At 56.3% G+C, this 16,982-nt stretch carries 9 protein-coding genes; 4 read left to right on the top strand and 5 right to left on the bottom strand.

All coding sequences use genetic code 11. The features are described from left to right. Window positions 1–273: 273 nt before the first annotated feature. A complete protein-coding gene (locus LQ788_RS15555; RefSeq protein WP_231442497.1) occupies window positions 274–1,470 on the top strand; it encodes a stealth family protein in 1,197 nt (398 codons plus the stop codon). A gap of 48 nt (window positions 1,471–1,518) precedes the next feature. Here LQ788_RS15555 and LQ788_RS15560 read toward each other — a convergent pair whose 3' ends face one another. Further along, window positions 1,519–2,976, bottom strand: coding sequence for a polysaccharide pyruvyl transferase family protein (locus LQ788_RS15560; RefSeq protein ID WP_231447459.1), 1,458 nt, complete (start codon window positions 2,974–2,976; stop codon window positions 1,519–1,521). 217 nt (window positions 2,977–3,193) lie between these two features. Between LQ788_RS15560 and LQ788_RS15565 the strand changes: the two genes are divergently transcribed. Next, on the top strand, window positions 3,194–6,616 hold the full coding sequence (locus LQ788_RS15565) for a CDP-glycerol glycerophosphotransferase family protein (protein WP_231442498.1): 3,423 nt from the start codon (window positions 3,194–3,196) through the stop codon (window positions 6,614–6,616). Window positions 6,617–6,648: 32 nt separating this feature from the next. Beyond that, the gene (locus tag LQ788_RS15570; protein WP_231442500.1) at window positions 6,649–8,493 is read left to right on the top strand and encodes a glycosyltransferase; all 1,845 of its coding nucleotides are present in this window, start codon (window positions 6,649–6,651) and stop codon (window positions 8,491–8,493) included. A gap of 344 nt (window positions 8,494–8,837) precedes the next feature. Here the strand turns inward: LQ788_RS15570 and LQ788_RS15575 are convergent, their stop codons facing one another. Then, window positions 8,838–9,020: a hypothetical protein gene (locus LQ788_RS15575; RefSeq protein WP_231442502.1), complete on the bottom strand. Its 183-nt coding sequence runs from the start codon at window positions 9,018–9,020 to the stop codon at window positions 8,838–8,840. A 12-nt stretch (window positions 9,021–9,032) separates the two neighbouring features. On the opposite strand from LQ788_RS15575, the gene LQ788_RS15580 reads away from it, so the two are divergent. Then, complete coding sequence (locus tag LQ788_RS15580) at window positions 9,033–10,079, top strand: CDP-glycerol glycerophosphotransferase family protein (protein WP_231442503.1); 1,047 nt, start codon at window positions 9,033–9,035, stop codon at window positions 10,077–10,079. A gap of 45 nt (window positions 10,080–10,124) precedes the next feature. Here the strand turns inward: LQ788_RS15580 and LQ788_RS15585 are convergent, their stop codons facing one another. From LQ788_RS15585 to LQ788_RS15595, 3 genes are all read right to left on the bottom strand, one after another. Then, window positions 10,125–12,017, bottom strand: a complete 1,893-nt coding sequence (locus LQ788_RS15585; protein WP_231442505.1) for a glycosyltransferase — start codon at window positions 12,015–12,017, stop codon at window positions 10,125–10,127. Between the two features lie 46 nt (window positions 12,018–12,063). Beyond that, on the bottom strand, window positions 12,064–14,724 hold the full coding sequence (locus LQ788_RS15590; protein WP_231442507.1) for a polysaccharide pyruvyl transferase family protein: 2,661 nt from the start codon (window positions 14,722–14,724) through the stop codon (window positions 12,064–12,066). 110 nt (window positions 14,725–14,834) lie between these two features. Next, window positions 14,835–16,955, bottom strand: a complete 2,121-nt coding sequence (locus LQ788_RS15595) for an acyltransferase family protein (protein WP_231442509.1) — start codon at window positions 16,953–16,955, stop codon at window positions 14,835–14,837. Window positions 16,956–16,982 lie beyond the last annotated feature (27 nt).

The following is a 16,982-nucleotide window of genomic DNA, read 5'->3' on the forward strand; positions in this document are numbered from 1 at the left end:
GTGCGTCGTCTAATGAGCGCAGCTGAAATCGAATTCGTCGAGCTGCCCCGACCGAGTGTTTTCAATCCTGTCCTGGTCGTCAAGGCCAGCGAACTTACACGACTTCTCTCTTCGGTAGTCGCCAACTTGTCGCATGCACGTGAAGGGAGCAGCCGAACTACTTCACCACTCGCAGACGAAATTTGGTCCATTAGCATCTATGATGCCCGGGGCGCCAAAATGAGTCGCCGAGGCGCCCGGAGACGACCATCGAAGGTTGCCAGAGTCAACTGCTTGAGAAAAATTGTCGCTCCCAATTCAAGTGTGCTGAGCACACCCGACCAAACGGTGTCGATCGAATTGTGGCAAGAGCTGAGCTCGAACGTTAAGCGCACCGATGGTGGACTTCATTTGCCCGGAACCATGCGCCGTCGAAATTCCGATCACGGCTTGGCCGTGGACTATATGGTGCCAGCTACTTGGGAAAGAGCGCTGAGGAACCACTCTCGTCTTGCCCTTCCTGCACCTCACCTGCGGGAGCTGCAGGAACCGGTCGACATTGTCTATACGTGGGTCGACGGGTCCGACCCGGAGTGGCGAGCACGAATGACCGCACTTCGCGACAGGCTTGATTTAAGGACCACCGCTTCTTCGTCGCTTTCGGAATCGCGGTTCACCTCGCGCGATGAATTGAGATTCTCACTTCGCTCACTCGAATACTATGCTTCGTGGGTTCGGCGAATCTTCATTGTTACGGATCAGCAGATTCCTGAGTGGTTGAACAAGGAACACCCGAAAGTCACCGTCGTCGATCACCGTGACATCTTCACCGACACAGGGGCACTTCCCGTCTTCAACTCGCACGCCATCGAATCTCAACTGCACCATATCCCCGGTCTAGCCGAGCACTATCTCTATCTCAATGACGACTGCTTCTTCCTCAGACCTACTGACCCTGAGTTGTTCTTCACAGCGAACGGCCTGTCCAAACATTTTCGATCGATCGTGCCCATCGATATCGACCACTGGACCCCTCGGGATCTTCCAATCATCTCCGCAGCCAAACAAGGAAGAGAGCACCTCGTCGATAAGTACGGCCGCACAGTCACCCACCGGTTCAAGCACACTCCACACGCGCAGCTTCGTTCCGTGCTCGAAACAATGGAGGCCGAAGAGCCCGAGCTCTTCGCGCGAGTTGCAGCTTCACCGTTCCGCTCGCCAGAGGATGTGTCCATCCCCTCGTCCCTCCACCACCTCGATGCTTTTGCCCGGGGACGATCAATCGAAGGGCAGATCGGTTATCAGTTCGTAGACCTCAACGAAGATGATTTGGAACTGCGCCTGCTCCGGGTCGCGCGTCGCACCGATTTGGATGTGTTCTGCCTCAATGAGACCACGCTCAGAGAGGAGTCAGAGCCGTCGGTGGATGCCTTAGTAGCCCGCTTCCTCAATCACCGTTTCCCTGTACCGTCAAGCTTTGAAGTCGACTAACGCGCGTCGAAATCCCCGCATCAGACCACCGCGCGGTACCGGCTGCATTCACTGGCCGCTTTGGCGGCGAAACAGCTTTTTCAGACTCAGCGGAACTTTCATCATCTTGTCTACTCGCCTGTCAGCACGGTCTGCAGTAGATCGGACTGATCGCACCGTACTTTGTGTTTCCCCAAGCGCGGCTTCTGCCTTGGCCAGACGACTTTCGATTTCGTGAAGCCTGCTCTCGGAAGGTTCTGCACCACTTGTCGCCTTGGCCGCTTTCTGCGCCTTTTTGAGAGCGAGGTAGCGACTCTGGAGCATCGAGGTCATACGGACGAACTCGGGTGGCACATCGTGCCACAGGCTTGCCTGTGGGTCCGGGTAGTCTGTCGATGACACACGATGCTCGTAATCTGCCAATGCGCCTTCTTGTCCGGGATCGTAAATGTGGGTGAATCCGTTGTCGTGTATGAAATCGCTCAAGACGTCGAAGCGTTCGGCGTGTCCACGATTGAACTCGGTGTAATCGGCTCGCGCATAGAGCTCTGCAACGGTACTCGGACATTCTTCAGCCGTGAGGTCGATAGTCGGCACCCCGTGATAGCGCGACAGTTCAAGAGTTCGCCCGTCATGGGCCAAGACGAGACCCGGCGTGCCCGCCAGGATGGCAGCTACATTTCCATGAATACGCGGGCCGAAGGAGAAGCTCATCTCGCTCATGCGCTTAATCCATACCGGCGCATCAAGATGAAACTGTGCCTTCGCCCCGCTGAACTGCGAGTGACTGCGTGAGAGCGGCAGTCGCTCGTCGTGACCACTGTAAGGAGTCGTCCCCCACAACATCATTTCCAAGGTGGCGAGGTCCTGCGGCATGTAGGTGGCGTCGAAATTGTCTTCAGCATCAGCGACGAGGTCGCCTCCGAACAGATTATTAGTCTGCACGTTGTAGGCGATTGGTGATCCCGGATTGAGCTCGTCGGCTTGCTCGACGCGATGCCCTCGCCCGTTCATCGTCATCGACGGGCACCCAACCACGATAACGTCCTTAAAACCGAGCGAGGTCAGATACTCAGCCGTGAGTTCGCCCCTCACTGTCAGTGCACTTGACTTGTCCAGCACCGCCTTCGCAAACCGTCTCACCGTCGGTTCAATTTTCTTCAAACTTGCTGGGTTGCCGTCCAGAGGCAATTGTGCGCCGCCAGAGAGCATGAGGAATGGAATCTTGAGATTTTCGATGAATTCTGTTGTACGGGTGAGTTCAGCCTCGAACCCCGGACGGAAAGCGTTTGCCAAAGGCAGAATAAAGCCGTCGTACTCGTCGTTGACCTTTGCCGCCATCGATTTGTTGATCTTGTAGCGATTTGCGTCGACTATGGCGTCAGCGGTCGAAAAGAGCTTATGAGCGGCATTGCCGAAGATCAAGTTGCCGTTATTTCGGCCAATTGTGTTGCGGTCAAGAGTATCGAATCCGTTGTAGGGCTCGAACGGAGTCTTTCCCAGCCTCATCAAATATCGCTTGCCCATTTCTTCCACACCATTCACTGTTGTTTTCGAGCGGCTGTTGCACTATCCGCCCCACTCTACTGTTCACAAACACCACGCGGCCACTGTCAACGAACCTCGTTAATGACCGGAATGTCGCGCCCACTGCGGCAACGCCTCGCGCCGCGACCCCGCCTGAAGTCATAGACTTAGCTCATTGAGGTCTGCAGTTAGACGACGACATAGTGGAGGAAGCCCCTTGGAGATTCGGAATCTCATCGCCCGCAGCGCAATCGCCACAATTGGCAGCGCGCGGAGAAAAATGACGAAGGCTTCTAAGGTAATGTCGCTTCGTTCGCAGACTCCGCCTCGCCCAACATCACGGTTGCAGTCGCTCAGTATCACCCATGCGCAGAACCTCCTCCATGTCGATCTCACGCCAAACGCAGCTGTTATCCCCACAGGACTCTGGATTGAGCACGATGGCAACCTAGTTCGCCTTGGCTCATTGGAGACATCCTTATCGCGGAACTCTGATGCTCAGCCCGTGACCACCTGCTCGATAAGCGTCAATCTCGATAATGTCATCGAACGACTCCCGGAGTGGTCTTCACCTACACCGGCTGAGGCAGATGCCGAAAACGACGACACCGGGTTCGTACTCCGCTTGCATCTCGAGTTCGACGGTATTGACTCGGGTGCTCTCCCCAGCTCTCACCTCGAAGCATCACACCGCGGCGTACCAGTGGCACTAGTTCGGCTGGGTCGGGCCAAGCAAACCCAGGCGTCAAATTTCAACTACCGCCATGCGAATGACCATTTCTACTATCCTCTGATCAACCGCAATGGTCATGTGGTGATCGAAGTGGATCGACCTCACCGGCCTTATGCGCAGGTCCGCAATGACGGCCTGATCATCGAGAACGGTACGCTGAAGGTCAAAGGGAGAATCACCGCACGCGGCACTGAATATGTAAGCGCCAAACTCGTAGTGCGCGGCCGAACCTCCGGGTTCCGAGCAACTTCCGAGGTCGACCTCAAGCTCAACGAGGCGCTCTCAACAAATCGGTTCGGTCTCAACCACTATGTCTTTGCATCTGAACTCGATTTCAACGAACTCGTCGACGAGATCAGCGATGACAATGCAGACTTGTATTTGGACCTGGATCCCGCTTTAGCAGACAAGCCAAAGCGAGCGCGAATCGGGACAAGCCGCTACCTCGTTCGCGTCAGCACGACTGGCAATACGGTGAAGTCCGGATCGCGTACTGTCTCAATCATCCCCTACTACACATTCAAGGCAAAGTATCCCTCCCTGCACCTTGAAGTCTTCCACTCGACCGACCACGAATACATGCAAACGCTGGTGTCGAACCGACGTTCCTGGAAACCGCCCCGCCCTTCAGAACGTCGCCCAGTGTGGCTGATCGGTGAACTGCCCTACAAGGCACAGGACAATGGACTCCAATTCTTCAAATTCATGCGTGACGAACATCCCGAAATCGATGCATATTACGTAATCGAACCAAATTCGCCGGAAAGAGCGAACCTCGACGGCTACGACCATGTCGTAGACTTCCGCTCGCACGAACATATCCAAGTGGCCCTTGCCGCTGACAAAATCATCGGAACTCACCACCCGGATTTCCTCTATCCCACGAGGGAATCTGGCTTCCAAAGAGCTTTGCACGCCGAATCAGTATTTCTCCAACATGGCGTCACAGCTGCCAAGTGGATGGTGCCCAATTACGGTAAGTTCATCAGTGGTTTCGACGTGGACCTCATCACTGTCTGCTCTGAACGCGAGAAGGAATTCTTCGTCAAAGATTTTGGCTACGCGCCCGAGCAGATAGCAGTCACCGGCTTCGCCAGATTCGATGCTCTGCTTGCCGACGATGTCAATGTCCGTCCAGGCCAGCTCATGATCATGCCGACGTGGCGAGCGTGGTTGCAAGATCCTGACTACTTTGCCGAATCGGAATACTTCCAGCGTTGGAACTCCCTACTGACCAGTGACCGTTTGCGATCACTGATGGAAAAGTACAATCTCGAACCGGTCTTCTGCCTTCATCCGAACATGCAGCAGTACAGTTCGCACTTCCGTGATGCAGGAATTCGCGTGGTCGTCCAAGGCGAAACTGACGTCCAGTTTCTCCTTAAACAGAGTTCCATGCTCATCACTGACTACTCGAGCGTCGCCTTCGATTTTGCGTTCCTGCACAAACCAGTTGCCTACTACCAGTTCGACACTCGTCGGTTCGCTCAGCCACATGCCGATCCGGAAAGGGAATTCCCCGGTCCTGTAGTCGCAGATGAGGACCAACTTCTAGACGCCATTGAGACCGCATATGCATCGGGCGGTGAAATGGATCGAAAGTATCGGGAACGAGCTGACCGCTTCCTAACAAATCGTGACACCAATAGTCGGGAGCGCATCTTCCACGCAATTCAAAACTCGGTCAGTCCTCGCACAACGATTACGGATCTGGCCCAGAGCGAGCCCGCCCAGGCCGCGTACAGACTCGTACGGCGCAATAAGCGCTATCTGTCTGTCATGAAGAGGCTGTACAAACTGATGCGTTGGGCTCCCCTAGATTCTGGAACCATCGTTTTCGAAACGGGCCAGGGTAAGCAATACGCCGACAGCCCCCGCGCAATTCACGAGGAGCTGGTCCGACGCGGGGACACCCGCCGGAAAGTATGGATCTACCACAAGCGGCTGCCGGTGACGGACCAGTACACCACCGTCGTCAAACGGCACTCGCCCGCGTTCTTCTGGTACCTTGCCACAGCGAAATACTGGATCAACAACCACAACTTCCCGAACTACATCCACCGGCGGAAGCAGGGGCTGTATATCCAAACGTGGCATGGAACACCGCTCAAGCGCATGTTCCTCGATCAAGACAACTTCTACGGACGCGATCCTGGTTACATTGACCGGGTCAAAGAGGCTTCGGCACAGTGGAATGCACTGGTCTCTCCCTCACCATACGCAACAGAGGCGATGAGATCGTCATACGCATATGAGGGACAGGTCTATGAGCTGGGTTACCCACGAAACGACGTGCTGCGCGGCCCACACACACAAAAGATTCGCGACGACCTTCGCCACCGGCTCTCAATCCCGCGTGATCAGACGGTAGTGCTATATGCTCCGACCTTCCGCGATGACCAGCCAACGACCAAAGGACGATTCGCCTTCGACTGGCCGTTCGACCCGGAGGAGTTTGTCCAACATTTCGGCAATGGCGTCACACTTCTCTTGCGCACGCACTTCCTGGTCAATACCAAGCCCGTTATCCCAGAAGCTCTCAAGTCCAATATAATCGACGTCAGTGGTCTTCCAGATATCAACGAACTCTTCTTAGCAAGTGACATTCTCGTCACAGATTATTCATCGTCATTCTTTGACTATTCAGTCCTCGAACGGCCGATCATCTTCTTCGCTTACGATCTGGATAATTACCGCGACAACCTTCGCGGTTTCTACCTCAACTACGAAACGGATCTCCCAGGTCCGGTGACAACCACTTCGGGCGAACTCTTTGCCGAAATCGACAAAGCGGCTGTATCCACTGAAGCTGACAGGGAACGCCTGAGAATTTTCGCGCGGATGTACGCTCCCAACGACGACGGTCATGCGGCGGCTCGAGTCATCGATAGTCTCCTCGCGGACTAGCACTGCCGTTGGATTCTGCACTGGAGGAACCCATGCTCAAACGAAACCCTCACTTCCCCAAGGCTTCCATCTACGGGCTCATCGGGGGAATCCCAGAGACGTTCGGTGGCAGAACGAGTGTGTGCCTGCAGAGAGCTAATGCGATTGCTGAGCTCGATGAGAGACATGTCGAGATTCTCACGCTTTCTCCCAAGAATGGTGTTGACACTCAAGCACTGACGGAGCGGTTGCGCGAGGAGGGCCGTATCGGGAATCGCGTGGCGATCAGAAATGTGTGGGCGGATCTCCGTCACGCTGACGCGCACGACTTGTTGCAGATAGCAGGGAACAACTCCCAGTCGATCACCGTCGACCCGACACAGCTGCCTGCATATGACGGATCGCCGGAGATCCTAGAGGTCGATTCCGCCGGAAAGACGATCCGTGCTGACCGATTCAGGGAGGACGGCACTCGCTACAACAGCTATCGACCGGGCGACCTGGATACCAAGAAGAGTTCCGTGCTCTTCGACCTGCGAGGTCGTCCAATTGCGCAATGGGCTGAACAGTACGAGCTCTATTTTGCATGGATGGACTGGCTGATCGGTACCGAGCCCGCGATCATCATCAACGACGGCCCCCCGTTGGCACGGTATCTACACAAGTACCAACGCGCAAACGTTGTCCTCGTTCAAACCATTCACAGCAAGCACTCGGCAGATCCCACCAAGCGCACACACAGGTTGGGGTGGACATATACTCCTGCGCTGAAGAATGTTGACCGATTCGATCACCTGGCAGTACTCACCGAGTCACAGCGGTCCGACCTCTCCGACCTCAATTACGTGATGGACAATGCGTCGGTTCTGCCAAACATGACCACCGCCGAACCGATCAAACGGATCAAACCTCGCAAACCAGGTGCCGGAGTCATGCTCGCGCGCACGACTTTCCTCAAACGCATCGATCACGCGATCACTGCCGTTCACAAGGCGCAGCAAACTGGTGTAGATGCCACGTTCGACATCTATGGGGTCGCAGACGAAGCTCAGGAGTCCTTGGAAGCGCTCATCGCTGAGATCGGGGTGGGCGACACCATCCGGCTTCGCGGATTCGATCCGAGAGCGAAGAGCAAATTTGAAGAATCATCATTCACTCTCCTCACCAGCGAGTATGAAGGGCAACCGCTAGTTTTACTCGAAAGTATGGCGGTAGGTTGCATTCCAATCGCGTACGACATCAAATACGGGCCAGCAGACATCATCACCCACGGTGTCAATGGCTTCCTCGTATCGCCCGGAGATGTCGATGCCATGGCCAAGTGCATCGGAGACCTTCACTCCATGGCCGAGCCTGAGCTCCTTCAAATCCGCAAAGCAGCCATTAAGCGAGCTCAGGACTTCTCGCCGGAGAAGATCACCCGAATGTGGGGAAGGATGCTCAACCAGGCAGTGGACAATAAGGTCCCACCCCGACAAGTTGAAGGCAAGGCGCAACTGGTCGACCTAGTCGTCGATGGAAACGAAATGCAGCTAACCGTGAAGATCACTGGAGATGCCGCGAAAAATCCAACGTGGTCGTTGCTGACTTGGACCGAAAGGAATGGCAAACGATTCGGTCGTCTGCCCGCACACGGCGAGGAGGTCGAAGGTCAATTTATGATCACTGCGTCAGCCCTTGCTGACGATTTTGCTTCTATCGACCGTGGCTTCGTTGACCTTTGGATCGACTTGCGTACAGACGGACAACCTTGCCGGCTGCGTATCAAAGGGGCTCAAGCACTCGAGCCCACCAAGTTCGCATGGGCGGAGCTGTATTCGACTAAGTTCGGCAGTCTGAGCATCCGCTACGACTCGCCACACCTTGAATCCGCTACCGAGTCGCCGCAGGTCAATTAGAGGTTGGAATTCCGCCGTGCTCTTAGAATGGACACAGCTCGCTCGATGGCGTGAAGCTGCGTGGAACACGTGGCTATCCGGACTACTTGCATGGCGACCAGGACCGGATGAAGCCGGCGACGAAGGTGCGATAGCCCCTAGCAATTCCGGTCCTCTTTTGTTACACCGGTCTTCGTCAAAATGATTGAGCTCCCCACAGCACATATCTACTAGAATTTGGCCCGCACTGTTATCGGTGACATCGTTGGCACCTGTGGAGAAGCAAGTCGGAATAACAGGCACTGAGACTAGAAGGGTCCATTGTGAAGAATCTGGTTCGCAAGACAGCGTTGGCCGCTGTGCGATCATCTGCTTGGAAGAACACCAGCAAATGGATCAGGGGCACCGAGCGTTGGAAACAGCTCGAGGACGAATACGACGGAAGCTATGTCAAGGCTGAGGTCGTCGTCTACTTCGGGGATCGCCGACCTAAGTTCTATCAGCTCGATCAATGGCTTCCCGTGCTCGAACAGCTCCACAGAGTCCACAAGGTCGTCCTCGTGTTCCGCAAACCTTCCGCCCTGCTTGACGCACGTGAGCGAACACGGCTGCCGATGGTGCTCAAACGCAGGTTTGATCCACTCCACACCTTCTACCACGCCAACGATTTCAAGCTAGCACTGTACGTCAACAACGGCATGACGAACTTCCAGTCGCTCGGCTTCGCACCGATGGTGCATGTGCATGTCAATCATGGCGAATCAGACAAACTGAGTATGGTCTCCAACCAGGCAAAATCGTACGACAGAGTCTTCGTCGCCGGCGATGCTGCAATAAACCGGCATCGAAAGTCGCTAGTCGATTTCGACGAGTCAGTTCTGGTGAAGGTCGGCCGACCTCAATTGGATATTGACCGGCCATCAGAATTGGAATCTTCATCGTTGACAACGATTATGTACGCGCCGACGTGGGAAGGTGAGAACGATGCCAACAACTACACCTCGGTCGACCTCTTCGGCCCGCAGATCATCGAAGCTGCATTGAGCCTCGATCACACCCGTGTCATCTACAAGCCGCACCCTCGCGTAGGAACGTCGAAAAACACTGCTATGGCGGAGTCGAACGCGCGTATTATCGAGCTCATCGAAGGCGCAAACGAATCGATTGCAGACGAAGCTCAACAGCATCAGGTCCTCATGGAAGGCGACATCCTCGCGATGTTCGACTCTGTTGACCTTCTCGTCACCGATATCTCCAGTGTCGGCCTCGACTTCCTCTATCTGCAGCCAGACAAGTCTTTGATCCTGACCGATCGCCGCGACGATATCGGCAGGCTCAATGAGGAAGCACCGATCAGCTTGGCCACTCCGATCATCGATGGTTCGACGGTCGGCGAGACGGGTGCGCTTTTGCAGAAGATGCTGACCGACGATTCTTCGGAAGAGTCGCGCCAAAAGCTGCGGCGCTACTATTTCGGAGAAGGCGAGAAGGGCACATCAACCGTACTCTTCACGAAGACGATCAGCGAATTGATTGCGCAGAGGACTTCGGCAATGGAGAACTTCCACTTCGAGAAGAGCACCAACGCTGAGGCAAACGACGAATAGTCCCCTCTCGGGTCGCCTCAGCTCATGCTCTGGGTTCGCCTCAGCTCATGCTCTGGGGCGAACCGAGAGATTGCCGTGTTTCGTCGAGTACCATTCGCGACTTCCTGAGACCGCCGAGTTGAATGCCTTCGGAGTGCTGATTCTGCGCTTTGCATTCCACGGATCACGAGGGCGCCGCAGGTAAACATCAAAGGTCTCGCCTACAGACTCCGAGAACTTCTCATCGTCGACGGTGAAGGTGAGGACAGTTCCTCTGCCGAACTTCCGCGATTCGATCCTAGGACCGCTGCAGAGAACGTAGGAGTTGAGCTTTCGGCCCGAGAGGACGAGCTGAACTGCCTCCGCAGTCGACTCATCAAGCTGGTTGACCTCGATCTCAACTCGAGTGCCGTGCTGGGATGGCGAAACGTGCACCTGTTTGGCGTCGATACCCCTACCGGTCTCTCGAGCATCAACGGTGGGCAGAGGCGCGGGCCTCATCTCTTCCAGAACCTTCTGCCAACGGCGGTATCCCGCCTCCGGAAGGTACCGTTCGACGGTGTCCACCGCTGCCGCCCGCATCGATGCAACCCGATCCGGTTCAAGCTCGAGGAAGGCCCCAATCTGATCAGCCAGAGCGTCAATTTCGCCGAACGGAGTGATGTAGCCGTTCTGGTCCTGGTCAACCAGGTCCCGTGGCCCGTAGGTGATGTCGTAGACGATGGGCACGCAACCGGCCCCCATCGACTCCATCAGTGCCAGAGGGAGTCCTTCACTGGTACTGGTCAGAACCGATATTGAAGCCGACTGCAGTCGCGCTGGCACGTCGTTGACGTATCCGGGAAGCTGGATTCGATCGCTGACCTCGAGGTCTTCGACTAGCTTCTCCAGACGCTGGCGCTCAGCACCTTCTCCGAGGACGGTGAGAGTGACGTCCACTCCCCTGTTCTTCAATTGAGACACTGCTCTGACTACGTGGTCCACGCGCTTGAGAGCAACGAGATTCGCGATCATCACGATGTTGTTCCTCGGTCGATCGACAGGGGCCTCTGACACAACGGCAGCGGGCGGAAGCTCGCCGGTAAGGAGCTTGATATTCGTACCGGAGATCCCCCGTGCAGTGATTGCCTCGGCCTGCTGCCGGGTTTGAACCCCGACGATGTCGAATCGATCGAAATTGCGCATAGTCTCGACCCGCCGCGAGAGAAACTCACCGTGAGCACCGTGCCACGGCTGGCGAAGGTGAGAGCCGTGCATAAACAGTATGAGGGCAAAAGTTCTGTCTGAGATCTCGTGGACGAATTCGCTGATCTTCTTGTCGTCAACGATGAGCACAGCAGGCTTCTCTGTGACCATGGCTTCAATCCATGCATTGTAGAAGTCCCGTGGGCGACGCCATTCGGCTATAGGCTCCCCTGTCGACGAGTGGAGAACAAAGCGACGGCCGATTTTCGGATCCTGTACATCGGCCAAAAGCAGACTGCCATCGTTCCTCAGGTAGTTTCGTCGAATGATCCGGCCTGTACTCGGTTTGCGGAAAACATCGTAGAAATCGGTGATGCTCTCGACTTCTCCGTCTTCCTCCGGGACTGGGTCGACCGGTGTCACGCCCTTGAGTTCGGCGAACTGGGCGTCAGACCTGTCGCGCAGATCTTGCCAGATGTTGACCAGACGAAGATCCTCGGTGATCCGACCCTCTGCCAGCAGCCGCTTCCGGACTTCGTCGACGTACATGCGCGGGCTGAGCGTCAGCAAAGTCTGCGACAGAGGTCGACCGAAACTTTGAAAGCTTCGGATCCGCCGCAGAGCCGCAGTCGTCATTCCTCCGATCGACTCAGGAATTCCCCACGTCGCGTTGAATACGTGAACAGCGTCTGTGCCTGGGGCAACTGGGCCTTCGGGCACTGCGGACAGCTCAGCGTCCGGCGCGGAGCGGAACAGTCGGGAGACGAGACTCATTTGTGTCCTCCTCCATCGCTCATCGCAACATCTACTTCTGCGTATCTCATGCCGGCAATGCCATATGACTGAGGTGACGAGTCTGACCCCGCCAGTTGACGATCCGGGGGCTGTCCGAAGTCTCCCAGTGAGCACGGACGTTCCAGTCAGCGTCGAGCTCGGCATAACGTCCGCCCACCGCTACTTGAAGTGAGTCGACGTAATTGATGCCCACAGTCTTCAGCAGTCCGACGACACGCTCTGGCACACCTTCGTTTCGCAGACGGGCCAGGTCGAGTACCGCGATCTGAGGATCGAACACGACGAAGTCTTCGTTCAATGTGCTGTGGCTGGCAAAGACGAAGTCCAAAGCCCCCACATGGTCGTCTTGAAACGCGCTGGCTATGCGTCGCATGAGAGTGAGGCCGCTGGTGCGCGTCTTCCTCACATCCTGTTTCGCGCCCAACATGGACGAGCCCAGGTTAGTCCTGCTGAGTTCTGCGACATCCGCCGAGATCTCGGCTGCGGCCGGAAGCACCACGAGACGATCGTGATCTGCGAAGAGGACAGGCAACAATGCCTGAGTCAGGTCCTCTCGAGCAGTGATTCCAGGGTAGGCGACAGCACCGAGGACATGAAGAGTACCGTTGGAGAGAGTCGCTCCGATCTCGGAGACACGCTCAGCATCGAGAGCACCTGACGCCAGCCACAGACGATACCGACTGGACGAGTTCTCGTCGATGGACTTCGCCGCCGTCTCTACCAAGGTCTCTTCACCCTTGTTCACGGACAGGTAGACATCCGTTGTTCCAGACTCCGGCTGCGGCTTGTTCGTTGCGCTCGCTGCCGAACCGAGCTCGGCGCTCGACACATCGGGAAGAGTGGACTCCGCCAGGTACTTGTCTGCTGCCGCCATATCGTCTTCGGTGATCTCGATCCATTTGGCATAGATCTCGTCTTCCGACGCGCCTTCGGCGATGAGCGGAATGATGATGGCCAGTTTGTCCAGGATGCCTGTGCGAATGGTATCGAATTCGGCATCGTTGATGCCGTACAGTCCCCCGAATCGAGAGTCGGATTTGTTCTTGGGCTCGAATTCAACGGCGGCCCCCACTGATCGCGCAGGAAGATTGGCATGTAGCCGTGAAGTCAGGACTCGGGAGTACTTGTAGGCATAGTCGGAAACCCAGCTTCGTGCCAACTCGAGATTCTCGGGGAAGGATTTGTCCCTGATCGCGGTTACAGTCTGTTTTCTCGACGGTCCCTTGCCGCCCTTCATCCAGTCGACACGAAGAGTCCCTGAACGCTTATCACGGTCTCTGGCGGGGAAGAGTGTATCGACGGTCGTCGTCAGGCAACCGGAGAAGAATGCCGGGACACCGACGGCTCGCAACACAGCCACTGATTGCCAGTCGCGGCAGCCGACTGGCCCGTACTTCTTCAGGTAGGCGATGGCATCGGGAGTCAGCATCTCCGGGTACCGCACGAATACTGAGAGAAGAATCGGCCGCAGATTCGGATGGAACGGAATATTGAAGGACTTGCCGAAGATATCGTGCATATACCAGCCGAAGGCGATGTACCAGGTGTCTTCTGGGATGTCCTGGTAGACGTTGCCGTCCCGGTAGACCTCGACAAGGTTGAGCTCAGCTTCGGGGCCGGCGTACTTCCGTTCCTGCTTCACGGAATTGCGCAGCTTCGCGAAGAGGTCGGTGAGCCCTGTGTCTCCCGTGAAGCTGAGGTTCTCGTACCTGAGAAGATGACCGATCGACGCAAGTGTCTGAATGTAGTCGCCGATGTTTCGCGAGCGGATTCCCGGCTGGTCGTAGCTGAGAACTCCGAAGTTCCTTTTGCCCGGCGTCGTCGGCAGCGGCTGCAGGTGAACACCTCCGGGAAGCCATTCGCGCATTCGCATGAGCTCGTACTTGACTGCTTCGCTGAGCTTGTCCTCGCCCCAGGCAAGTCGGCTGTCCAACAACGTGCGGACATGTGCGAAGGCATCGATGCAGAATGCTGATTCCGCGGTCCGCAGCACAGCCTTGGAATTCCATTTCTCTGTATCGCCCATCTGGTTCGACCGTTCGATGAGAGGAAGAGCCTCGTTTCCGAGGGTGTCAATTGCGGTCGGGTAATACTCAAGCGCGGCTGCAGTGATGAGCTCTCGATCGTCGATGCGTTCGAACTCGTTCCAGGCCGCCTCCGGATTCGAGGCACGATGATACGCCATACCCAGCAGAACACGGCCGATCTGCTGATGCTCAGGTCGTCGCCGCAAGTTGAGACCGATCGATACCGCTTCGCCATGGAGTCCCGCCTCGACCAGCGCTCTGCCGGCTTCGACCATCGAGGCTCCCAGCGATGATCCGCTGATCAGGGACTCAGCGAGAATCGAGTCCGCATTGAGTCGTGCAATCTCACGAAGCTTGGCGTCGACTTCCTTCTTCGCCGGCGCTACGGTCCATCCGTCGATGTCTCCAGCTGTACGGCCTTTGAGCGCCGAGGCCAGATTACGGTAGGACCGAGCGGTCTCGAGAGCGATCTTCTTTGCGCCCTTTGCCGAACTCGGTGATTCCGCGGTTCCCGTGGCACCACGCTCACGAACATACTTCGTTCCCGAAGCTCGTTCCACGACAGGCAGAGCACGGCGGGCAATACCGTGGACGACGGGCTTCACCAGCTCTCGCCCTTTGCCGATGAATTTGTCCTTTGCGTTTGCCTGTTTGCTCACTCGCCTAGTCCTTTGCAGAAGTTTGGGTGATTCGCTGATTGTAACGATGAAAGTCTGTCGTTGAGTGTCAGTTTGCTGGCTGCATCGAGAATGCGGCCCCTGTCCTGGAGTCAGTCAAACGTCTCCAAACCAGTATGTCGAAGCCTGTAGTCGAACTGCGGCGCCAGGGTCTTGGCATATGTCGCAGTGATGTGCGCGGTGTCGAAATAGGTGATGACTCCCCCGATGACTGGTTCGCACGTGCCGTCGGGACAGAACCAGTCCTCTGGATAGATAACGGACAGATTCTCCGAATCCAGTGATCTGGCGGAGGCAGCCAGAGGGTCCATCCAATGCCATGACTTCGGAGTCCCTGAGCACTGCTCAAGGTCGTCTTCATGATTGGCTACACAATCTGGAACCTGGATATCTGCTCCTCCGGGATAAGGAGTGTCTCTAACGACCACGACGTCCAGTTTCGCGTCGGTCCAGCTCTGCAGGATCTCCTTGTGACCCTCCGGAGCCTGTTTCTCAGTTTCTTCCCACGACTTTCCGTTGAGAGGGGTCGACTGGCGCTCAGAGGTGATTACCGCATCGAATCCTCCGGAGGTTGTGCGGTCGACGACCCAGTCTGAATAGTCTTGGCAGCCTTTGATGCCCTCGGGCGTGCCCAGGTCCTGCGGCAAGGTGGAGATGCTGCAGTTCGAGGCTAGGAACGTGGTGATGGTCCAATCGTTCTTTTCGGCCAATCTCTCCAATGTCGGCAGCCAATGTCCGGCGTGGGAGTTCCCGACTAAAGCGACCTTCTTCTTGCCGTGCCCATATGTGCATTCTGGACGGTCCGTGTACGGTTCGCTTGCCCAGCACCCATCAGAGTAGGCCTTGGACTTGTCGTTCTTCGCTGCGGCCGGTTCCATCAGCAGCGATTCAGTGTCGTCGCATTTCGGATTGTCTTTGGCGCTTGGGAGCAGTGACGCTGCCCCCAGACAGGAGTCAGGGTCGTCCAAGGCGATCTGGAGGTCGTCCTTGTTCTGCTCGACGATTTTGTCGGACACCCACATCTGGCTCAGTCCGAGAGCACCGACAAGCACCATGGCGATGATTGCAAACCCGAAAGTCCTCTTCTGGCCGCCGAGCAGAGTCGTCTTCCGAAAGCGATTCTCCACCCATGTGGTCGACGCCCACGCCACCGCAATCGACACGAGGATAATCACAGCTTTGTCGAGGCGTCCCAGGTTCTCGGTTGTTCCTACCTGTGCCGAAAGATATGGGACGAGCACGATGAGTGGCCAGTGCCAGAGATAGACGGAGTAGGAGATATCGCCCAAGAACTGTATTGGACGCAAAGACAGCACGGGCAAGAGGGAGGATCGTCCGCGAGAATCCGCCAGGATGACTAGCGCTGTCGAAACCACGGGCAGGAGCGCTATATAGCCGGGGAAGGGCATGTCCGGCCGAATGATGAACGTACCTACGATGATACCGAGGAACCCGATCCACCCGATCAGCGAGCTGAACGGAAGCCGCTTCGGACGTACGTAGATGACGAAGACCGCGACGAGGCCGCCAGTGGCCAGCTCCCACATGCGGGTGGGCGTGATGAAGTAAGCCATTGCCGGCTGCGCAATCGTGTACCACACGGAGAACACCAACGAAGCGACGAAGATCCCGACGACGGTGAAACCGACTACAGCTTTGGAGTGCTTGGCCTTCGTTCCGATGAGGAATGCGAGCCCGATGATCACAGGCCAGATGAAGTAGAACTGTTCTTCGACGGACAAGGACCAAAAATGCTGAACCGGAGACGGAGCGTTGTCGGCCGCGAGATAGTCGACGCTTGAAGTCGCGAAGTCCCAGTTGACCACGTAGAAGGCGGCAGAGAAGATCTGTCGTCCGGTATCGACCCAAACTGACTGTGGCGCCACCAGGTACGTGGCTATGCCGACGACGAAAAGAACAAGCAATGACGCTGGCAGCAGGCGGCGGATGCGCCGGGCCCAGAAACTCGCTACATCTTTCCAGCTCTTGGGCGGAGATTTGATGAGGTGGCTGGTGATGAGGAATCCGGAGATGACGAAGAAGACGTCCACGCCGATGAACCCACCTGTGAAACGGTTCGGCCAAAGGTGATAGAGCAGTACGATTCCGACGGCTAAGGCCCGAAGACCCTGGATATCAGCTCGGAATCCTGCTCTGCTTCTTTGACTGTCCGCTTTCGGTTGAGCGGCAGTTTCGGTATCCGTCTTCTGCATATTTCGCGTCTAGAACTTTTCTCAGCC

The organism is Brevibacterium zhoupengii (assembly GCF_021117425.1).
Lineage (GTDB): Bacteria > Actinomycetota > Actinomycetes > Actinomycetales > Brevibacteriaceae > Brevibacterium > Brevibacterium zhoupengii.

Coding starts and splice junctions, on each gene's coding strand:
- LQ788_RS15560 (WP_231447459.1), bottom strand. CDS start 2,976: ATGGGCAAGCGATATTTGATGAGGCTGGGAAAGACTCCGTTCGAGCCC.
- LQ788_RS15570 (WP_231442500.1), top strand. CDS start 6,649: ATGCTCAAACGAAACCCTCACTTCCCCAAGGCTTCCATCTACGGGCTC.
- LQ788_RS15585 (WP_231442505.1), bottom strand. CDS start 12,017: ATGAGTCTCGTCTCCCGACTGTTCCGCTCCGCGCCGGACGCTGAGCTG.
- LQ788_RS15595 (WP_231442509.1), bottom strand. CDS start 16,955: ATGCAGAAGACGGATACCGAAACTGCCGCTCAACCGAAAGCGGACAGT.